Raw genomic sequence first — 18,250 nt, forward strand, 5'->3', positions numbered from 1 at the left:
TTTCCCGAAAGAATGGGGGGAGGGAGAAGAAAGAGAGTGGGGAGAGGGAGAAGACAGCGCGCCGAGAGGGGAAAATGTCCAATCTGTTCGATCTTCTGGTCGCCGGACTTGCCACCGGCGCGATCTATGCGCTGGTCGCGGTCGGCTTCACGCTGCTGTGGCAGACCTCGCAGACCATCAATTTCGCGCAAGGCGAATTCGTGATGCTGCCGGCGTTCCTGATGCTGGCGGCGATGCATGCCGGCGCGCCGTTCTGGCTCGCGATCATCCTGGGCATCCTGCTCTCGATGCTCCTGCTCGGCCTCGCCTTCAAGATGCTGCTGGTGGATCCGATGATGCGTCACGGCGTGCTGCCGCTCGCGATCGCGACCATGGCGCTCGCGATCGGCCTCAAGGAGGCCGTAAAACAGTTCTTCAGCGCCGAAGCCTCACCTTTCCCCTCGATCGTGCCGACCGGGGACGTCTCCATCCTCGGCCATGCCGTCTCGCTGCAAAGCATCGGCGTCCTCGGCCTCGCTATCGTTGCCGTCTTCGGCTTGACCGCGCTTCTCAACCGCACCTCGCTCGGCCACCAGATGCAGGCGGCGGCGCAGAACCCGACCGTGGCGCGCATCATCGGCGTTCCGATCGAGCGCATGATTCTCCTGACCTTCCTGATCAACGCGTTCCTGGTCGCTCTCGCCTCGCTGTTGATCACGCCGATCTATCTCGCGAAATTCACGTCCGGCGAGGTGCTGGGCCAGGCTGCCTTCATCGCCGCGATCGTCGGCGGGTTCAATCAGGTGCGCGGCGCGATCGCAGGCGGTCTCCTGATCGGCGTGCTCGACAATCTCGCGGCCGCCTATGTCTCGACGCAGTACCGCGCCGCCGTGCCGATGATCTTCCTGATCGCCGTCATCCTGTTCCGGCCGCAGGGCCTGCTCGGTCGCGCCGAGGAGCGGACCGTATGAGTGGCTTCGCCAAACCTCTCAAGATCGCGTTCGGCCTCATCGTCATCGCTGCGCTGATCGTCGTCCCCATGAACTTCAACCGCTATGGCCTGTTCATCCTGAGCCAATGGGCGGTGATGGCTATCGCCGCAATGGGCCTCAACCTCACGCTTGGCTATGCCGGCCAGGTCTCGCTGGCACAGGGCGCCTTCGTCGGCATCGGCGCTTACGCCGCGGCGATCATGACCACCCATGGCTGGCCGCTGCCGGCGGCGATCGTCGTCGCGATCGCCTTGAGCTTCGCGGTCGGCTGGGTGCTCGGCTATCCCGCGCTGCGGGTGCAGCACCACTACCTCGCCTTCGTCACGCTCGCCTTCTCCACGCTGGCTTTCCTGGTGTTTCGCAACGAGAGCTGGCTCACCGGCGGCATCTACGGCATCTCCAACATTCCGCGTCCGCACATCTTCGGCATCGCGACCAACAAGCCGCTGCCGTTCTACTATGTCTGTCTCGGCTCGCTCGCGATCGTGTCGCTCGCGGTGTGGTGGCTGATCCGCTCGCCCTGGGGCCGCGCCTTCATGGCGCTCCGCGAAAACCCGCTGCGGGCGCAGTCGCTGGGCGTCGACACGCGCCGCTATACGCTGATGGCGTTCGCGATCGGCTCCGCGCTCGGCGGCGTCGCCGGCGCGCTCTATGCGCCGCTGACGCAATATATCGATCCCGTGCCGTTCAACCTGTCGCTCTCGCTCGACCTGCTGATGATGGTGATCGTCGGCGGTGCCGGCTTCTTCCTCGGTCCGTTCCTCGGCGCGATGATCGCCGTGCTGTTGCCGGAATGGCTGCGCTTCACCGAAGGCTATTATTTGATGCTCTACGCGATCGCAGTGATGGGGCTGCTGATCTGGTCGCCGACCGGAATCTTGGGAATCCTCGACCGCTATCTCGCCGAACGCCGTACCAAGGTGGCCTCCGCCCAGCGCGCCGTCGCAAAGTCCCGGCTGGAGACGGTGCAATGAGCGCGGTCCTCGAAGTCACCGACATCAAGAAGAACTTTGGCGGGATCAGCGCCGTCGGCGGCGTCTCTTTCGACGTCCGCGAAGGCGAGATCCTCGGCCTGATCGGGCCGAACGGCTGCGGCAAGTCGACCCTGTTCAACTGCATCCTCGGCCAGCTCACGCCGAGCGGCGGCGAGGTCAAGCTCGACGGCAAGGTCGTCACAGGCTTGCGCCCCGCCGAGCTCAACAAGCTCGGGGTCAGCCGCACCTTCCAGCTCCTGCAGGTGTTCCCAAAACTCTCGGTGCGCGAGAACCTGATCCTCGCGGGACAGGAGCACCAGGGCAGCATGGCCTCGCGCCTGGTCGGCCGCTCCGATGCCGGACTGACGGAGGCCGCCAACCAGATGATCGGGTTTTTCAAGCTCGATCATCTCGCCGACGAGCCGGCCGGCGGGCTCTCCTATGGCCAGCAAAAACTGCTCGACGCCGCCATGGCCTTCATGGGCGGACCGCGGCTGGTGCTGCTCGACGAGCCCGCCGGCGGCGTCAACCCGTCGATGCTCGCTGACCTGAAGGACCGCCTGGTCGCGATCAACCGCGAGAAGAATGCCACCTTCGTCGTGATCGAGCACAACATGGAATTCGTGATGTCGCTGTGCTCGCGCGTGATGGTGATGGCGGAAGGCAAGGTGCTGGCAATGGGACGGCCCGACGAGGTCCGAAAGAACCCCGCCGTGATCGAAGCCTATCTAGGACATTGAGGAACCAGCCATGAGCGATCCGATCCTCTCGGTTCACAATCTCGTCGGCGGCTACGGCAAGATGACGATCCTGAACGGCACCACCTTCGCGGTGCCGCAGGCCACCATCACCACCATCATCGGCCCGAACGGCGCCGGCAAGTCCACCGTGTTCAAGGCGATCTTCGGCCTGCTCAAGCTGCGCGAGGGCAAGATCAACTTCGCCGGCCGCGACGTCACCCATTTGGGCCAGCGCGCGCTGCTCAATGCCGGCATCTGCTACGTGCCGCAGGGCCGCAACATCTTTCCCGAACTGTCGGTGCGCCACAATATCGAGCTCGGCGGCGTTTCCGCCGGCAAGGGCATCGACCTGCGGAGCAGGATCGAGGCCGCGCTCGACCTGTTCCCGGCGCTACGGCGGAAATCGACGCAGCAGGCCTCCACGCTGTCCGGCGGCGAGCAGAAACAGCTCGAAATCGCCCGCTCGCTGCTGCTCGAACCGAAGCTCGTGCTGATCGACGAGCCCTCAATCGGCCTGTCGCCACTGATGGTGCAGCAGACTTTCGACATCCTGAAGAGCCTGCGCGACCGCGGTGTCACCATTCTGATGATCGAGCAGAACGCACGCTCGGCGCTGGAGATATCCGACATCGGCATCGTGCTCGAGCTCGGCCAGACCCGGATGATCGACGGCGCGAAGCGCATTTTGAATGATCCCCGCATCGGACAATTGTTCCTGGGCGGCGCGATGGAGGACAACGCAGCATGAGTAAACGCTCGATCGCAACGGTCTCTCTCTCCGGCGCCCTTGACGAGAAGCTCCGCGCCATCGCGTCTGCAGGCTTCGACGCGGTCGAGATTTTCGAGAACGATCTACTGTCGTTCGGCGCCGGCCCGCGCGACATCGCAAAACTCTGCAAGGACCTCAATCTCGAGATCTGCGCGTTTCAGCCGTTCCGCGATTTCGAGGGCATGCCGGAGCCGCAGCGTTCGCGCAACTTTGCCCGCGCCGAACGCAAGTTCGACCTGATGCAGGAGCTCGGGACCGATCTGCTGCTGATCTGCTCCAACGTGTCGCCGGCCTCGCTCGGCGGCATCGACCGTGCCGCGGATGATTTTCGCGAGCTTGGCGAGCGCGCGGCCAAACGATCTTTGCGGGTCGGCTACGAGGCATTGGCCTGGGGACGCCACGTCAACGACTACCGCGATGCATGGGAAATCGTGCGGCGCGCCGAACACCCCGCGATCGGTGTCATCCTCGACAGCTTTCACGCACTGGCCCCCGGCTTTCCAGTCCGCGCGATGGCCTCGATCCCCGGCGACAAGATCTTCCTGATCCAGCTTGCGGACGCGCCGAAGCTCGAGCTCGACATCTTGTCGTGGAGCCGGCACTTCCGCTCCTTTCCCGGTCAGGGCGACCTGTCGGTCGGCGAGTTCATGGCGGCGATCGCGGCAACCGGCTATGCCGGACCGCTGTCGCTGGAGATCTTCAACGACCAATTCCGCGCCGGCTCGGCCGTGCAGACCGCGGTCGACGGCCTGCGTTCGCTGATCCTGCTGGAAGACCAGCTTGCACCGGATTGGCCAAAGCTCACCAGCGAGCCCTTGGTGCCGAAGCCCAGAAGTCGCGGCACGGGCTTCATCGAGTTTGCCGTCAACGAAACCAAGGCCGGCGAACTCGCCCGCCTGCTCGCGCAACTCGGTTTCCGCAAGACCGGCAAGCATCGCAGCAAGGCGGTGGAGCGCTGGTCGCAAGGCAAGGTCGAGCTCGTCGTCAACTCCGAGACCGACGGCTTTGCGCATTCGCACTACGTGACGCACGGCCCCGGCGTCTGCGCCATTGCGCTCGACGTCGACAATGCCGGCCTCGTCATGCAGCGCGCCGAAACACTGAAAGCGCGCACCTTCTACCAGCCTGTCGGACCGGGCGAGCTCGAGATTCCCGCAATCCACGGCGTCGGCGGCAGCCTGCTGTATTTCCTCGACCAAGCCGGCAAGAACTGGGACACGGATTTCGAACAAATTCCGAGCGACGCTCGCGCGGACGCCCTGCTGGCCGTCGATCACATCGCGCAGTCGATGCCCTATGACGAGATGCTGTCCTGGCTGCTGTTCTACACCGGCATCCTCGACCTCGAGCGGCTGCCGCAGATGGAGATCGCCGATCCCAGGGGCCTCGTGCAAAGCCAGGCCGTCGTCAACGGCGACCAGAGCCTGCGCTTCGTGCTCAACGGCTCATCCGCCAACCGCACGCTGCCGGCCCGCTTCATCTCCGAGTTTTTCGGCTCGGGCGTGCAGCACGTCGCGTTCACGTGCCGGGACATTTTTGCGGCGGTCGCGGAGATGCGCAAGCGCGGCGCGGATTTCCTGGATATCCCGGATAATTACTACGACGACATCGAAGCCAAATACGACCTCGCGCCCGAGCTGATGGCGCAGCTGCGCGCCAACCACATTCTCTACGACCGCGAAGGCGACGGGGAGTTCTTTCAGGTCTACACCCACATCTTCGACGAGCGTTTCTTCTTCGAGATCGTGGAGCGACGGGATTATCAGGGCTTCGGCGCGGCCAATGCCGGGATCAGGCTCGCGGCGCAAGCGCGCGAGGTGCGGCCTGTGAGCATGCCGCGGGTGTAGTCTCTACCGAGAGCCGTCATTGCGAGGAGCGAAGCGACGAAGCAATCCAGAGTCTTTCCACGGAAGGATTCTGGATTGCTTCGCTGCGCTCGCAATGACGTGGAGGGACTGTGAGTGTGCGGCGACAGGACAACTCGTAAAGGCCGCCCCTGACCCGTTCCCTCTCCCCGCAAGAACGGAGAGAGGGAGAAGCAATCAGCTCACTTCATCGCGCATTTGTCGTGGAAGCGATCCTGGTCGTTTTCAACGATGGTCGCGACCGTCTTCAGCGAGAGCTGGCCTTCGCCGTCCTTGACCACGTCCTGAAGATAGAAGTTCTGCACCGGGATGTGGTTCTTGCCGTACTTGAAGGGGCCGCGTAGCGACTTGAAGTTGGCCTTCTCCATCTCGGCTTTCATCGCGTCCTTCTTGCTGGTGTCGCCCTTCACCGCGACCACCGCGCTGTTGATGAGCTGGGCCGCGTCATAGGCTTGCGCGCCGTAATAGGTCGGGCGCAGGCCGGGGTACTTCTTGCGATAGTCGGCGACGAAGCGCTTGTTCTGCTCGTTGGGCAGATCATTCACCCATTCCTGCGCGCCGGGAACGCCGAGCGCGTTCTCCTTTTGCAGCGGCAGCGACAGCTCGTCGACGGTGAACGCCGTGTAGAGCGGCATCGTGCTCTTCAGCCCGGCTTGCGCATATTGGTTGAGGAACTGCACGCCGGCTGCACCGGGATAGAACACGAAGATCGACTCGGCACCCGAGGCGCGCGCCTTGGAGAGCTCGGCGGAGAAGTCGAGCTGGCTCGGCCAGACCGTGTATTCCTCGCCCTTGACCTCGCCCTTGAACGTGCTCTTCACGCCCGCGAGCATGTCCTTGCCGGCGGCGTAGTTCGGGCCGATCAGGAAGACGCTCTTGACGCCCTTCTGGTTCATGTAGAGGCCCATGGCGGCCGGCGTCTGGTCGTTCTGCCAGGAGGTCGAGAACACATAAGGCGAGCAGAGCTCGCCGGCGAGCTGCGACGGACCGGCATTGGCCGAGATCAGGATGGTCTGCGAATCCACGGCGGTCTTGAGCGAGGCCAGCAGCACGTTCGACCAGATGTAGCCGACGATGAAGTCGACCTTGTCGGACTGCACCAGCTTCTCGGTCTTCTGCTTGCCGACGTCGGGCTTCTGTCCGTCGTCCTCGTAAATCACCTCGACCGGCTTGCCGTCCATCTTGCGGCCGATGTGATCCAGCGCGAGCTCGAACGAGTTGCGCATGTCGTTGCCGATCACGGCGGTCGGGCCGCTGAAGGTCGAAACGAATCCGATCTTGATGGTGTCGCCGGCGGATGCCGGGCCTGCCAGCACCAGCGCCGCTGCGCCCGCCAGCCAGAATGCCGTCCTCATAACCACTCCCCTCCATATTATTATGCCCGGAAGCGGGGTGATTGCCGCCCCGGGTCATCTCTATTGAACGCAAAATCTGTCGCGCCGCCAATGGCTCAGCGCCCGCCCTGCACCATATTTCGCCCCGATCGTTAATGGCAAGAAATATAGTTCTACTCACTTCGGCGAGGGCTGCGGCGCTTTTTCGCGGGATATCGATACGTCAGGCCTATCCAGCGATTGATGACGGCTATTGGACCGCGGCGCCCGATCAGCGTTTAGATGAGGATAGAGCCGCGAGATTCGGAGGGGCGCATCATGACCACGACACCGCATCGCGTCGTCATCGTCGGAGCCGGCTTCGGCGGGCTGGAGACGACCTACCGGCTCGCCGGCAGCCCGGTCGAGATCACGCTGATCGACCGCCGCAACCATCATTTGTTTCAACCGCTGCTCTACCAGGTCGCGACCGCCTCGCTCGCCACCAGCGAGATCGCATGGCCGGTCCGGCACCTGATGCGCGACCGGCGCGATGTGACGACGCTGTTTGCGACCGTCAGCGGCGTCGATGCCGACAGGCGTTGCGTGCTGATCGACGACGGCAGCGAGGTGCCTTACGACACGCTGGTGCTCGCCACCGGTGCGCGGCACGCCTATTTCGGCCACGACGAATGGGAGCAGTTTGCGCCGGGCCTGAAGACGCTGGAGGACGCGACGACGCTGCGCCGTCACATCCTGGTGGCGTTCGAGCGCGCCGAGCGCGAGACCGATCCGGAAAAGCGCGCGGCGCGGCTGACTTTCGTCATCGTCGGCGCCGGCCCCACCGGCGTCGAGCTCGCCGGTACCATCGCGGAGATGGCGCATCACACACTGCCCGCCGACTTCCGCAACATCGACACCAACAAGGCGCGCGTGGTGCTGATCGAGGCGGGTCCGCGCGTGCTCGCAGGCTTCCCCGATGACCTTTCGGCCTACGCGCAGGCCTCGCTGGAGAAAATCGGTGTCGAGGTCGTGCTCGGACAGGCCGTCACCGAGATCAATCGCGAGGGCGTGGTGTTCGGCGGCAAACTGCTCGAAGCCAAGACACGAATCTGGGCCGCCGGCGTGCGCGCCTCGCCCGCGGCCGAGTGGCTGGGCGCACCGGCCGATCGTGCCGGGCGCGTGCAGGTCGAAGACGATCTTACGATCCCCGGTCATCCCGAAATCTTTGCGATCGGCGATACCGTTTTGATCAACGCCTGGGACGGCAAGCCCGTGCCCGGCATCGCGCCCGCCGCCAAGCAGCAGGGCCGTCACGTGGCCGAGACCATCAAGGCCCGGCTGCGCAAAGAGCCGACCGGCCCGTTCCGCTACAAGCACTCCGGCAGCCTCGCGCAGATCGGCAAGCGGCTCGCGGTGATCGACTTCGGCCGCATCAAGCTGCGCGGCACCATCGCGTGGTGGATCTGGGGCATTGCCCACATCTACTTCCTGATCGGCTTGCGCCACCGCCTCAGCGTCGCGCTGAGCTGGCTCTGGATCTACGCCCGCGACCAGCGCGCCGCCCGGCTGATCACGCAGGGAAGTAGTAAGGTGGTGTAGGGCTTCTTCTCCCTCTCCCCGTTCTTACGGGGAGAGGTTAAGTGAGGCGCGCTCGCCGCCCCTATTTCACCAGCTCACAGCCGCCTTCCGCCAGCGGGCGGAACGCCTGCTCCGCAGAGATCGTCGAAACCAGCTTGTAATAATCGTACGGATATTTCGACTCCTCCGGCTTCTTCACCTCGAACAGATACATCGGATGCACGACGCGGCCGTCCTGGCGGATCGTGGTGTCGCCGAACAATTTGTCCTTGCCCTTGAACTTCTTCATCTCGGGCACGGCATCCTTGGCATTGTCGCTGCCGGTGGCGGCGACCGCGTTGAGATAAGCGAGCGTGGAGGCATAGACCCCGGCCTGGTTGCCGCTCGGCATCTTGCCGTTCATGCCGGGCCGCGCCGCGAACCGCTTGGCGAAGGCGCGGGTGTCGTCGTTCATGTCCCAGTAGAAGGCCTCCATGAGTTGGAGCCCTTGCGCGACCTTGATGCCCATGCCGTGGACGTCGTTGATGAAGAGCAGGAAGGCGACGAGCTTTTGTCCGCCCTGCTGGATCCCGAACTCGGCCGCCTGCTTCACCGCGTTGATGGTGTCGCCGCCGGCATTGGCGAGCCCGATCACCTGGGCCTTGGAGCCCTGCGCCTGCAACAGGAACGACGCGAAGTCGGACGTGCCGAGCGGATGCTTGCTGGAGCCCAACACCTTGCCGCCATGCGCCTCGATGTATTTCTGGGCTTCCGCCTCGATGCCCTTGCCGAGCGCGTAATCGACCGTGAGGAAATACCAGTCCTTGCCGCCGCGCGACATCATCGCGGCCGCCGTGGTGTTGCCGGTCGCCCAGGCGTCGTTGACCCACTGGATGGTGTTGGGCGAGCAGGCCTTGCCGGTGAGATCGGAGCTCGCGGTAGATGATGCGAGAAACGTCATGCGGCTGCCGCGCAGCAGCGTGTTGATGGAGAGGCCGACCGCCGAATTCGGCACGTCGACAATGGCGTCGACGCCCTCGACATCGAGCCATTTGCGCGCGATGGCGTTGCCGACATCGGCCTTGTTCTGGTGATCGGCGTAGACGATGTCGACCTTGATGCCTTTGCCGCCGCCGTTGAAGTCCTCAGCGGCCATGCGCGCGGCCTCGACCGAGCCCATGCCGTTGGTATCCTGGAAGATGCCGGAGATGTCGTTGAGCACGCCGACGCGCACGACATTGTCGGAGATCTCGGCATTTGCCGCGCCGCCAATCAGGCTCGCGGCCAGCGCAAGCGTCCACTTCAAGTTCTTCATTGGTCCCTCCCCTGTCGTATTGATTATTTGCGATGCCGGCAGCGTCAGCCCGGCGTGATGGTTACAGGCAGGCTGTCGAGCCCGCGCAGCGTGTTGTTGAAACGGCGCTGTGGCTCGCCCGTGATCTCGATCTTCGCGATCCGGCGGGCCAGAGCCGCGAGCATTGTCTCGCCTTCGAGCCGCGCGACCAGCTGACCGACGCACATGTGAATACCTGAGCCATAGCCGACATGGCCCGACGTGCGGCGGGTGACGTCGTAGCTGTCCGGCTTGTCCCAGCGCCGCGGATCGCGATTGGCAGCCGCCAGGAACATCAACACCTTCTCGCCCTCACCGATAGTCGCGCCTGACAGATCGACCTCGCGCGTTGTCGTGCGGAAGAAGGTCTGCACCGGACTTTCAAAACGGACGGCCTCCTCGAAAGCGTTGCGCGCCAGCGTGAAATCGCCGCGCAAGCGCTGCCACTGCTCCGGGAAGCGCGCGAGACAGTAGACCGCTGCACCGATGCCGTTGACGGTGGTGTCGAGGCCCGCCGACAGCAGCGAACGCACCAGCAGCGGCGCTTCGGTCGCGGTGATGGCACCCTCGTCGACATGAGCGTGGATGCAGGCGCCGATGCCGCCGGGCGTGAGGTTGTCCCGCTGGCACTGCTCGGTAACATAGGCCTGGTGCGGCGCCGAGCGCGCGATCGCCTCGTTGCGCAACTGGTTCGGCGGGCCGAAGGCGTTGAACACCACGCTCGCATAGGGAATGAGATTCTCGCGTCCCTCAGGCTTCAGCCCGAGCGCATCCGGGAAGATCGACAGCGGATAGGCTTCGGCGAGGTCCGTGATGGCATCGAAGCTGCGCTTCTCCAGCAAAGCGTCCACACGCTCTTCCGCTGCCGCGGCAAAGCGGTCGCGGAGCCCCTTCATCACCGTCGGCGACAGCACCTTCGAGAGCACGGCGCGGGTGCGGGCGTGCGCGGGTGGATCGGCTTCGAGGATCAGGCTTGGCGGCCGCCACGGCGTCTCCTTCTTGAAGTCGGACAGGCCGACGCCGCGGCTGGAGCAGAAGGTCGCGGGATCGTTCAGCACGGCATGAACTTCGGCATAGCGCGCCACGCCATAGACGTTCCACTTGTCGAGATAGACGACCGGTCCCGCCTCTCGCAGCAGCTCATGCGTGGGATAGGGGTCGGCAAAAAACTCCATCGCGAAGGGATCGACGTCGAGATGCGGGGCGGCCGACGAACCGTTGATTTCCGGGGAGCTGGAAGTGCTCATTGAAGTCCCCCCTCATTTTGATCTTGTGAAAGGGCCGCGCTTACCTTTAGGTCTCCAGACACGCCGCGAGACAGAATCCCGACATGCCGCCGTCTTCGACCAGAGCCCGCCAAAAACCTGCGCCCGCCGACACGGGACCGACGCTCGATCTCGACCGCTACGTCCCCGCGTTCATCACCTTCATCGCCAACAAGCTCTCGAACAGCGCCACCGCGTTCTATCAGCGAGAGTTCGGCGTCAACGTCACGGAATGGCGGATCATGTCGCTGCTGGCGATCGAGCCCGGCATTCCCGCCTCGCGCATCTGCCACGTCATTGGTTTCGACAAGGGCCCGGTGAGCCGGACGCTGGCTGGTCTGGAAAAGCGGGGGCTGATCTCGATCCGCACCGATCCCAACGACGGGCGCACCCATTCGATCGCGCTGACGGCGAAGGGCCGCGCCATCCATGACAAGGTGATCGTCGCCGCATTCGAGCGCGAACGGCGCCTGTTGTCCTGCCTGGACAAGGACGAGCGCGAGGTGCTGATCGAGCTGTTGCGCCGCCTGCACGAAAATCTCGGCGCGGTGACCGGCAGCACCGAGACCTGACGGAGCACGCGCGGTACGCGGACCTCTCTCATGTCCAGGCATGCGCCAGCATTCGCCGGCGGCACTCTCTCTGCCGAGCATTGCTTCCTCCAGAATCCGACGCGGCGGTTCCTCCCGCCGTCATCCTTGGTTGGAACGGTTCGCATAAATTAGTTGCTTAGGCAACAAAAGAATCATGCAGGATAATGCGGCAGGTTGGCTGGCCTAACGGCGAGCTGTTTTCAGCCCGTCATTGCGAGAGGAGGCCTACGGCCGCCCACCTACGCGAAGAGCTGCCGTTTCAACTGCTACAGACCGATCCACTCACCCGAGACATCGTCATCCAACCGCGCTACCGCATCGGCGCGGCGCGTCAGCACCGCGCGCTGGTTGATGTAGCCCTTGTCGGTGATCTCACCGCCGTCCACCGATGGCGGCTCGACGAGCAGCAGGGCGCGCGTGGCGTGGCCGGAGGAGTTGGCGCCGTGTTGCTTGAGTTTCGCCAGACCCTGCGCGATCGCGGCTCTGACCTTGTCATGCGCGAGCAATTCGTTCAGGTTCGCGGTCTCGGGCAAACCGGCATGCGCGCGGCACGCGGCGATGTTCGGGAACACCAGGAAACGCACCTCGTCGCCGCCATGGCCGGTGACGACGATGTCCTGCGCGAGCGGCGCCAGCGCGGCGATGCCGGCGAGGCGCAGCGTGCCGACGCTGACCCAGGTGCCGGAATTGAGCTTGAAGTCCTCCGCGACACGGCCATCGAAGAACAGGCCGCGCTCAGGCTGGTTCGCATCGGCGAACTTCACGGCATCACCAATGAGATAAAAGCCCTCGTCGTCAAACGCCTGCCTGGTCAGCTCCGGCGCCTTCCAATAGCCCGGCGTGACGTTGGGGCCGCGCACGCGCACCTCCAGCTTGTCGCCGGAGGTCACGAGTTTCAATTCGGTGCCGGGGATGGGCACGCCGATATTGCCCGAGCGCTCCGCGAGGAAATGGCAGTCGGTCGCCAGCGGCGACGTCTCGGTCGAGCCCCACGCCGAGACCATCGGCATCGCGCGGCCAACAGTCTTGACGGAAAGTTCTTCCAGCGCGTCCCAGAGATTCTGCGGCAGCGCAGCCCCCGCGTAGAAGGCGAATTTCACCTCGCTGAAGAAGCGGCGACACAGCTCCTCGTCTGCGCGCAGCGCCGTGATCAACATGTCGAAGCCGCGCGGCACGTTGAAATAGACCGTCGGCATCACGCTTCTGAGATTGGCGAGTGACGCCGCAAACAGGCCGGGCGCCGGCTTGCCGCCGTCGATATGGAGCGAGCCGCCGTTGCGCAGCACGAGATTGAAATTGTGGTTGGCGCCGAACGTATGGCTCCAGGGCAGCCAGTCGAGAATGACGAGATCCTCGCGCGCCTGTTCGAGAAAGGTCCACGTCTGGGCCTTGGCCTGCTGGCTGGACGTCAGCATGCGCTGGGTGTTGATGACCGCCTTCGGCGTGCCGGTCGAGCCCGAAGTGAACAGGAGCTTTGCGATCGTCGCGGGCGTCACCGCGGCGAAGGCCTTTGCGACGTCGGCGCTCTCGGGCGTTGCCGCGATGGTGCGGAAGGCCAGCGCATCGGCATCGTCTGCATTGCCGCTGATGATCCGCGCGCTATGCAGAGGCTTGATCGCGGCCAGCGCCGCCGCAAACGGCCTCGTCGCGGAAACATAGATGGCGCCCGGCTCCAGCAGCGTGATCATGCTCTTGAGCTTGTCAAAGTCCTTTGACATCAGGGAATAGGCCGGCGAGATCGCCGCCGAGGGCACGCCGACATGCTGAACCGCCAGTGCCAGCAGCGCGTGATCGATGCTGTTGTCGGAGAGGATCGCGAGCGGGCGCTCCGGACTGAGACCTTGCGCCAGAATCCAGGACGCTGCCGCGCGCACCTGGCGCAGCGCCTGCGCGTAGGTGACGGTGGTCCATGGCAATTCGGCACTGCTGCGCTCGGCGAGGAAAATCGTATCGGGCCTCTGCCGCGCCCATTGCTCCAGCCAGTCGCCGATGCAGCGCGCGCCATCGCGCAGCGGCTCGGGCGAGCGCAGCACGATGCTGCCGTCGGCGCGATGCTCGGCAACGGTTCTGGGTGTCGCGAACAGGCTCGCAGCATCACCGCGAGGGGCGGTTGTCATGGTTTCCTCCTCGCCCGGAAGCCGGGATCGGCCGCAGCCTCGTCGCGGACCACGTTGGCCTGCATGTTGGCCATGACAATTGTTGGGGCGCAAGCTCAGGCCCGTTGAGCTGCCCATTATTTGCGCAAATGCTCGTAACAGGGCGCTGACACGAAGCTCCGCCAGCGCTCGAAATATCCCACAAGCCACTGATCTCTCGGTAATATCCGCAGCACTTGTCCTGCCCGGATTCTGTACACAATGGCACATCGCTTGCTTCGATCGGGGTGAAGAGACGTAGCCGGAGATTTGTCGCCATGAAGGCTGAAATGGGGGCTGAGCAGCCTGAAACGATCGCCGCGATCGTGGCCGCGCATCGCGCGGGCACGCTCACGCCGGCGCAGACGGTCGCACGCACCTATCAGCGCGTCCGCGACCACAATGATCCCGCCGTCTTCATCAGCCTGCGCGACGAAAAGGACGCGATCGCCGAGGCCGAGAAGCTCGCCACCAAGGAGGCCGCCAGCCTGCGGCTCTATGGCGTGCCGGTGGTGGTGAAGGACAATATCGACGCGCTGGGATTTCCGACCACCGCGGCGTGCCCGGCCTTCTCGTACATCCCGACACACGATTCGACCGCGGTTGCGCGGCTGCGCGCCGCCGGCGCGATCATCATCGGCAAGACCAATCTCGACCAGTTCGCGACCGGCCTTGTCGGCGTGCGCTCGCCCTACGGCATCCCCAGGAACGCGATCCGCGATGACCTCATTCCCGGCGGATCAAGCTCGGGATCGGCCGCCGCCGTCGGCGCTGGGCTGGTGCCACTGTCGTTAGGTACCGACACCGCCGGCAGCGGCCGCGTGCCGGCGATGCTCAACAACATCGTCGGTCTCAAGCCGAGCCTCGGCATGATTTCGACCGCTGGCCTGGTGCCGGCGTGCCGGACGCTCGACTGTATCTCGGTGTTCGCCCTGACCGTGGACGACGCCGCGCTGGCGCTCTCCGTGATGGCAGGTCCCGATCAGGCCGATCCGTTCTCGCGCGACCGGCCGCTTGGCGCGATCACCCCGCTTCCGGCAAACCTGCGCCTGGGCGTGCCGCGCAGCGGACAGTTGATCTTCTTCGGCGACAAGAAGGCGGAAGCGGCTTACGCCGAGGCGCTGAAGCGCTGGACCGCGCTTGGGGCAACGCTCGTCGAGTTCGACCTCGAGCCGTTCTATGAGACGGCCCGACTGCTCTACGAGGGACCGTGGGTCACGGAGCGCTATCTCGTGATCCGCGACCTGCTGGCGTCCGCGCCGGATGCCATCCATCCCGTGACGCGCGAGATCACCGCGGCCGGTGCGCGGTTGACGGCGGCGGACACCTTCTCCGCGCTCTATCGTCTGCAGGGCCTGCGCAAGATCGCCGAGCGCACCTTCACCAATATCGACGCGCTGGTGCTGCCGACGGCGCCGACGGCCTATACGACCGCGCAGGTGCTGGCCAATCCGGTCGAGCTCAACAGCCGGCTCGGCACCTATACCAATTTTGTCAATCTGCTCGACCTCTGCGGTCTCGCGCTGCCGGCGGCGATGCGTGCCGACGGCATCCCGTTCGGCATCACGCTCCTTGCTCCCACCGGACACGATGCGCTGCTCGCCAGCATCGGGCGCGTGTTCCATGCCGATACCAAACTGACGCTTGGCGCAAAGGGCGTGGCGCAACCCGCGCTGGCGCCGCTTGCCGCTGATAGCAGCGACGAGATTCCCATCGCCGTAGTCGGCGCGCATCTGTCCGGCATGGTGCTGAACAGCGAGTTGAAAGCGCTGAAAGGCCAGCTGATCGAGGCGACCAGGACCGCGGCGGACTACAAGCTCTACGCATTGAAGACCACGCCGCCGAAGCCGGGCATGCTGCGCGTCGAGGCCGGCAAGGGCGCGTCGATCGAGCTGGAGATCTGGTCGCTGTCGTCGTCCGCCTTCGGCAAGTTCGTCAACGCGATTCCCGCGCCGATGGCGATCGGCACCGTGCGGCTGGCGGATGGCCGCAGCGTGAAGGGATTTCTCGTCGAGCCCGAGGTGCTGGGCGAGGCTCGCGACATCACCGCGTATGGCGGCTGGCGGAAGTATATGGCGGAAGCTGCGACAGCGTAGGTCTCGTAGGGCGGGCAAAGCGAAGCGTGCCCACCATCACCGTCAGCTTGGGTGGATGGTGGGCACGGCGCTTTGCGCCTTTGCCCACCCTACGGCACCGTGCGCGCGGCCCTAAACCGACACCGCGTAGATCTCGTACTCCCCGCGCACCAGCTCGATATGCGCACGCATCGCGGCGGCGGCGCCCTGCTTGTCGCCGCGCATGATGGCGACGACGACGCGATCGTGTTCCGCTTGCGACTTGGCGAGACGTCCGAGATTGCGGAACTGGGCGCGGCGGAACGGCTGCACGCGCACGCGCGTCGCCAGCGTGATCTCGGCGATGTAGCCGTTCTGCGATCCCGCATAGATCGCATTGTGGAAGCGCTCGTTGACTTCGTGGAAGCGATCGGGGTTGCCGGCGTAGCTCAACACCCGCAGCTCTTCGTGGATGGCTTCCAGACCGTGACGCTCGGCAGCTGACATGCGTTCGGCGGCAAGGCCCGCGCACAGCGCTTCCAGCTCCGCCATCGCCTCGAACATGCCCGTCAGCCGTTCGAACGAGGGCTGCGCCACCACCGCGCCGCGATGGGCGCGCGCTTCGACGAGGCCGCTTGCCACGAGCTGGCGCAGGGCTTCCCGCACCGGCGTGCGGGAGACGCTGAAGCGGCGCGCGATGTCGGTTTCGTCAAGCGGCGCACCGGGTGGCAGAGCTCCGCGCACGATCTCGTCGGCGAGCTGCAGGCGCAGCTCCTCGGCGCGCGTCACCTTGTGCGCTGATGGCGACGCCCGGTCGACACGCGGCACCGCCGGTTCGGCCGGCAGCGCTCCGGGCGGAAGATCGTCAAGCGTCATACGGTCAGGTCTCTTTCGACTCGTCGATGATGCTGACATGGGCGGCGACGACGCGCCAGCCCTCCGGGAACTTTACCCAGGTCTGCATCTGCCGGCCGACCTTGCCCGGCATCGTGTCGCGATAGAACAGGGTGGAGGCGACCGCGGTGTCGCGGCCATAGCTGGTGATCACGGTTTTCGCGGTGCGGCGATTGAGGCCGACCGGCGAGCGCCCGGCGCGAAAGCCGGAGATCGCTTCATAGCCGTACAGGTTCTCGCCGATGCCATAGCGCAGCGTGCGGGGATCGTTGCGGAAGAGCTCGCCGAGCACCGCGACGTCGTTGGTGATCAGGGCCTGCTCGTAGCGCTCGAACGCGGCTTTGACGTCCGCGATCACGTCGGGGAGATCGATCTCCATCTCAAAATCCTCTTGGGCTGGGCGCGGCGGCGACGCCCATCTTCTCCAACGCGTACGCGACGCGCAACGCGATGTCCTCGCGCCAGGGCGCGGCGATGATCTGCACGCCAATCGGCAGCGGCTCGAGCGGCACCGGCACGGCGACCACGGGGAGGCCGATGAAGGAGATCGGCTGGGTGTGGAGGCCGATATTGGCGCGCACCGGCAGCTCGACGCCGCCAAGATTGAAATTGACCTGGCCGAGCTTCGGCGCGGTGCATGGCGTCGCGGGCGCGATCAGCACGTCGACGGATTTGAAAATCTCCGCGAGCTGCGCGCGATACCAGCGGCGGAATTTTTGCGCGCGGTCGACCAGCGGCGCCGGCACCATGGCGCCCGCGATCAGCCGGTCGCGCACGGCGGGATCGAAATCGTTCGGGCGTTTGCGCAGCCGATCGAGATGCAGCGAGGCGCCCTCGGTGGTGGTGATGACGTAGGCCGCCGCGCGGGCGCGCGCGGCTTCGGGCACCTCTACCACGCGCGTTGCGCCCAGCGCCTTGGCGACGCGGCTGACGGCTTCGACTGCTTCCGGAAACAAATTGGTCTGGAAGTAGCCGCCGGCGATCGCGATGCGCAGGTCCGAAACCGGATTGGCAAGCAACGGCAGCGTCGGCTCCAGACCACGTGTGGTGGTGCAGGCGGCGTCGTCGGCATCCGGCCCCTGCATGGCGTCATAGGCCAGCGCGAGATCGGTGACGGAGCGCGCGAACGGGCCGAGATGATCGAGGCTCGCGACGAACGGGAAAGAGCGCGCACGCGAGAGCCGGCCATAGGTCGGCTTCAGGCCGAAGATGCCGCAGAACGAGGACGGCACGCGGATCGAACCGTTGGTGTCGGAGCCGAGCGCGATCGGCACCAGCGCGCCGCCCACGGCACTGCCCGAACCGCCAGAGGAGCCGCCGCTCATCCGCGTGGTGTCATGCGGATTGCGCGAGGGACCGTCATGGACGTTCTCCCCGGTGAAGTCATAGGCGTATTCGCCCATGTTGAGCGCGCCGACCAGCACGGCGCCGGCCGCTTCCATGCGCTCGATCAGCGTGGCGTCGCGGCTGGCGGGCGCGCGATCGCGGTTGATCTTCGAGCCTGCGCGGGTGGCGAGGCCCGCGACGTCGAACAAATTCTTGACCGCGAAGGGCACGCCGGCCAATGGGCCGACGGTCTTCGCGGCGGCGATATCGGCATCGATCGCGCGCGCTTTGGCGCGGGCGCGATCGGCGGTGACGTCGGTGAACGCATTGAGGATGGTGTCGTGCTGCTTGATGCGCGCAAGCGCGGCTTCGGTGGCATCGAGCGCGGACATCTTGCGGCCGGCAACCGCGCTCGCGATCTCGGAGGCCGTCATCTCTGGCTTGGTCGTCATGGCGGC

Annotated in this window: 15 protein-coding genes; 8 read left to right on the forward strand and 7 right to left on the reverse strand. The window is 65.2% G+C overall.

Features of this window, described 5'->3' with window-relative positions; translation table 11 throughout:
- Window positions 1-74: 74 nt before the first annotated feature.
- Genes IVB48_RS26765 through IVB48_RS26785 form a run of 5 tightly spaced genes read left to right on the forward strand, consistent with a single transcriptional unit; the run spans window position 75 to window position 5,301 of the window.
- Complete coding sequence (locus IVB48_RS26765) at window positions 75-950, forward strand: branched-chain amino acid ABC transporter permease (protein ID WP_247404536.1); 876 nt, start codon at window positions 75-77, stop codon at window positions 948-950.
- Complete coding sequence (locus IVB48_RS26770) at window positions 947-1,945, forward strand: branched-chain amino acid ABC transporter permease (protein WP_247404539.1); 999 nt, start codon at window positions 947-949, stop codon at window positions 1,943-1,945. Before IVB48_RS26765 ends, IVB48_RS26770 begins: the two co-directional genes overlap by 4 nt.
- Window positions 1,942-2,685: an ABC transporter ATP-binding protein gene (locus tag IVB48_RS26775; RefSeq protein WP_027565923.1), complete on the forward strand. Its 744-nt coding sequence runs from the start codon at window positions 1,942-1,944 to the stop codon at window positions 2,683-2,685. Before IVB48_RS26770 ends, IVB48_RS26775 begins: the two co-directional genes overlap by 4 nt.
- A 10-nt stretch (window positions 2,686-2,695) precedes the next feature.
- Window positions 2,696-3,433: an ABC transporter ATP-binding protein gene (locus tag IVB48_RS26780; protein WP_247404542.1), complete on the forward strand. Its 738-nt coding sequence runs from the start codon at window positions 2,696-2,698 to the stop codon at window positions 3,431-3,433.
- Window positions 3,430-5,301: a sugar phosphate isomerase/epimerase and 4-hydroxyphenylpyruvate domain-containing protein gene (locus tag IVB48_RS26785; protein WP_247404547.1), complete on the forward strand. Its 1,872-nt coding sequence runs from the start codon at window positions 3,430-3,432 to the stop codon at window positions 5,299-5,301. The genes IVB48_RS26780 and IVB48_RS26785 overlap by 4 nt, the downstream gene beginning before the upstream one ends.
- A 200-nt stretch (window positions 5,302-5,501) precedes the next feature.
- Here IVB48_RS26785 and IVB48_RS26790 read toward each other — a convergent pair whose 3' ends face one another.
- On the reverse strand, window positions 5,502-6,674 hold the full coding sequence (locus IVB48_RS26790) for an ABC transporter substrate-binding protein (RefSeq protein WP_027514457.1): 1,173 nt from the start codon (window positions 6,672-6,674) through the stop codon (window positions 5,502-5,504).
- Window positions 6,675-6,971: 297 nt separating this feature from the next.
- Between IVB48_RS26790 and IVB48_RS26795 the strand changes: the two genes are divergently transcribed.
- Window positions 6,972-8,234 (forward strand): NAD(P)/FAD-dependent oxidoreductase, encoded by a 1,263-nt coding sequence (locus tag IVB48_RS26795; RefSeq protein WP_247404550.1) that lies wholly within the window; start codon window positions 6,972-6,974, stop codon window positions 8,232-8,234.
- Between the two features lie 61 nt (window positions 8,235-8,295).
- Here the strand turns inward: IVB48_RS26795 and IVB48_RS26800 are convergent, their stop codons facing one another.
- Both IVB48_RS26800 and IVB48_RS26805 read right to left on the reverse strand, forming a co-directional pair.
- Entirely contained in the window at window positions 8,296-9,507 is a 1,212-nt protein-coding gene (locus IVB48_RS26800; RefSeq protein WP_027565928.1) for an ABC transporter substrate-binding protein, read from the reverse strand.
- A 44-nt stretch (window positions 9,508-9,551) separates the two neighbouring features.
- Window positions 9,552-10,772 carry a cytochrome P450 gene (locus IVB48_RS26805; RefSeq protein WP_247404553.1) on the reverse strand — a complete coding sequence of 407 codons (1,221 nt, stop codon included), beginning with the start codon at window positions 10,770-10,772 and terminating at the stop codon, window positions 9,552-9,554.
- Between the two features lie 83 nt (window positions 10,773-10,855).
- Here IVB48_RS26805 and IVB48_RS26810 point away from each other — a divergent pair, with 83 nt between their 5' ends.
- Window positions 10,856-11,362, forward strand: coding sequence for a MarR family winged helix-turn-helix transcriptional regulator (locus IVB48_RS26810; RefSeq protein WP_247404556.1), 507 nt, complete (start codon window positions 10,856-10,858; stop codon window positions 11,360-11,362).
- Between the two features lie 287 nt (window positions 11,363-11,649).
- On the opposite strand, the gene IVB48_RS26815 is transcribed toward IVB48_RS26810, so the two are convergent.
- Window positions 11,650-13,500, reverse strand: a complete 1,851-nt coding sequence (locus IVB48_RS26815; RefSeq protein WP_247404559.1) for a feruloyl-CoA synthase — start codon at window positions 13,498-13,500, stop codon at window positions 11,650-11,652.
- Window positions 13,501-13,796: 296 nt separating this feature from the next.
- Here IVB48_RS26815 and atzF point away from each other — a divergent pair, with 296 nt between their 5' ends.
- The gene (atzF, locus tag IVB48_RS26820) at window positions 13,797-15,614 is read left to right on the forward strand and encodes an allophanate hydrolase (RefSeq protein WP_247404562.1); all 1,818 of its coding nucleotides are present in this window, start codon (window positions 13,797-13,799) and stop codon (window positions 15,612-15,614) included.
- Window positions 15,615-15,725: 111 nt separating this feature from the next.
- Here the strand turns inward: atzF and IVB48_RS26825 are convergent, their stop codons facing one another.
- From IVB48_RS26825 to IVB48_RS26835, 3 genes are read right to left on the reverse strand one after another with little or no spacing between them, the layout of a single operon-like run.
- Window positions 15,726-16,448, reverse strand: a complete 723-nt coding sequence (locus IVB48_RS26825; RefSeq protein ID WP_027565933.1) for a GntR family transcriptional regulator — start codon at window positions 16,446-16,448, stop codon at window positions 15,726-15,728.
- A gap of 4 nt (window positions 16,449-16,452) precedes the next feature.
- Window positions 16,453-16,845 carry an oxalurate catabolism protein HpxZ gene (gene hpxZ, locus IVB48_RS26830; protein ID WP_007615793.1) on the reverse strand — a complete coding sequence of 131 codons (393 nt, stop codon included), beginning with the start codon at window positions 16,843-16,845 and terminating at the stop codon, window positions 16,453-16,455.
- A 1-nt stretch (window position 16,846) separates the two neighbouring features.
- Window positions 16,847-18,244, reverse strand: a complete 1,398-nt coding sequence (locus IVB48_RS26835; RefSeq protein WP_247404566.1) for an AtzE family amidohydrolase — start codon at window positions 18,242-18,244, stop codon at window positions 16,847-16,849.
- Between the last annotated feature and the right edge of the window lie 6 nt (window positions 18,245-18,250).

The sequence above is a fragment of the Bradyrhizobium sp. 76 genome (genome assembly GCF_023073025.1).
Taxonomy (GTDB): Bacteria; Pseudomonadota; Alphaproteobacteria; order Rhizobiales; family Xanthobacteraceae; genus Bradyrhizobium.